3 protein-coding genes and 1 pseudogene are annotated in these 2,146 nt (G+C 63.2%); all 4 read right to left on the bottom strand.

The window, feature by feature from the left end; translation table 11 throughout:
• Positions 1-257: hypothetical protein (locus K883_RS25055; protein ID WP_036456225.1), on the bottom strand; the 257-nt coding region annotated here is incomplete at its 3' end.
• On the bottom strand, positions 254-658 hold the full coding sequence (locus K883_RS25050) for an MmpS family transport accessory protein (RefSeq protein ID WP_008256190.1): 405 nt from the start codon (positions 656-658) through the stop codon (positions 254-256). The genes K883_RS25050 and K883_RS25055, both read right to left, overlap by 4 nt.
• Positions 659-841: 183 nt before the next feature.
• The gene (locus tag K883_RS25045) at positions 842-1,450 is read right to left on the bottom strand and encodes a TetR/AcrR family transcriptional regulator (protein ID WP_081490095.1); all 609 of its coding nucleotides are present in this window, start codon (positions 1,448-1,450) and stop codon (positions 842-844) included.
• 350 nt (positions 1,451-1,800) lie between these two features.
• Positions 1,801-1,923: pseudogene (locus tag K883_RS27735) on the bottom strand (TetR/AcrR family transcriptional regulator); the annotation flags it as partial.
• Positions 1,924-2,146 lie beyond the last annotated feature (223 nt).

Here is a 2,146-nt window from a genome sequence, read left to right as displayed (position 1 = left end):
TTATCGCCCTCCAGAAGGACCATCGCCGAATTGTCGGAATCGAACTCGTGAAAGAGTTTGCCCATGCGTTTCATCGCCTGCAGCGACGGCGCATCATTGGAGCTCATCCCCACCGTGTGCGCTTCTGCAACCGCCTCCAAGTTGGGCACGGCAATATTGGTGACGGCAGCCAGCGCCAGCCAGAGCAGCACGAGCGGCACCGAAAGCCGGCGGATGGTGTGCGCCAAGAAAGACCGTCGGCCGTCATGGTCGCTCATGCGGACTTCACCAGGCAGAAGGTATAGGCGTTCACTTCGTTAAAGATTCTCTCGTCCTTGACCTCGCCGTCCACGGTGATGCGGCAGCCAAGGGGATTGCTGTCGCCCTGTGCCATCAGGTTGGCAAAGGCCCCGGGCTGTGTCGTGATCATGGTCAACGACCACGGCAGGGTCGCGTCGAGGACTTGCTGGGGCTGTACATTGATGTCCAAGTAGTTGATGGTTGCCACCTTCCCGGGTTCGCCGAAGACCTCAAGGGTGATGCGTTTAGGGTTGAAAGGCTCGATTTCTTCCGAGACGGCACCGGTAGCCGACGTGCCTTTGTGCGCCCCGAAGGCACCATGCAGTCGGAAGACGCCGAACCCCGCGACCGCGACCACGACCACGGCGACCAGCATCATCCAGCCGCGCCTGACCAGGCGGCTAACTGAAATACCCTTCACCCGTTGGCCTTTCGATGACCGGTGACACATCTTCCTGCGCGTCACGCGGGGATCGATCGGCTATGACGGTACGGTACGGGGCCGGACATCACAAGAGACGCACACCGTACACATTGGCCGGGCGCGCGATGACCGACCACCCTATCCGGCGGGCCGGGTCAGGCTGGGGATGATGACGTCGTCGACGAGGGCCGACACGGTCTGACGGGTGGGCGCCCGGGTGGAGATGATGGACCGGAAGATGAGGTAGCCGGGCAGCAGATCCCAGAGTTCGTCGCTGATGGCGGCCTCCCCGATCTCACCGCGGTCGACCGCCCGCTGCAGGACGTGGCGGATCAAGCCTTTCCGCTGCTCGATGAACTGGCGCTGCATGACATCGTTGAGAACCCGGTTGCGCGACACTTCGACGAGCACCGCGCGGATGGTGCTGGCGTGCTGGCACGCCTCCTGGCATACCACCTCGCCCAGTCGCACCAGATCGCCCCGCAATGTGCCGGTCTCGGGCGCAACCGCGACCTGGCGGATGCCCTCGATGAACGCCGCCAACACCAATTCGGCTTTCGACGGCCAGCGCCGATACACGGTGGCCTTGCTGGCTCGGGCGGTCGCTGCGACCGCGTCCACCGTCAACCGGTCATACCCATGCTCCTGCAGCAGCTGCAACGTCACCGCCAGCAACTCGGTCTCCCTGGGCGACCACGGTGACAACTCCGTTGTCGCGCGATCAGCAATAGTCACAGCCACCACAATAGAACCGTCGGGGCAGCACCGGCCAGTAACCTACCGTTGTGCTCACGCCGGTTCATCGATGTCGCGGCCGGTGGCCAGGTCAGCACAGTCGACGTCCTCGACATCGGCGCGGCTGCGCAGGCAAGCACCCGCCGCTGTCCCCCGACACCGCCACCAGCACACCGGCCCAGTGCTGACGCGCAAGCACGACGGAGCGACCCGGCTGGTCACCGAAATCGGGAGGCCCAGGCCACGTCGCGGACCGGGGCGACCACGGCGGCCGCGACGTCGAGGTCATCGTCCAATCCGGGTCTACAACGCAGACTCCCAGGTCAATAGCCCCTCTTGCTCGAAGACTCGAGATAACGAAGTTCGGCGACCTCACTCACCCGGACCTGTTCCCAGCCCTTCTCAATGGTAAGTTCCCGTGTCGCCCTCAAGACCTGCTCGCGCATATGTCGGCGAAACGACATCCGCACCGATTCAGTTGGCATACGAGCAGAATAGGTGGCGAACTGGGATCCCCCGCGCAGCCTGACGACAGGCGTCAAACGGTGCAGTCGAGAAAGTCGACGACCGCCGTTGAGAATGCGTCGTTGTTGTCGCCAGCAGGCCCGCTCCTTCATGACATCAGCCATCCGCACCTCAGAAAATCGACCGGAAGTGTCCTAACTCAGGTTACGGACGATTCACCGCGGTTGAGGTCCTAACATCTCC

Source organism: Mycobacterium sp. TKK-01-0059 (assembly GCF_000709305.1).
Classification (GTDB): domain Bacteria; phylum Actinomycetota; class Actinomycetes; order Mycobacteriales; family Mycobacteriaceae; genus Mycobacterium; species Mycobacterium intracellulare.
The sequence above is the reverse complement of the archived record's forward strand: the minus strand, read 5'-3'. Positions and strand labels throughout refer to the sequence as shown.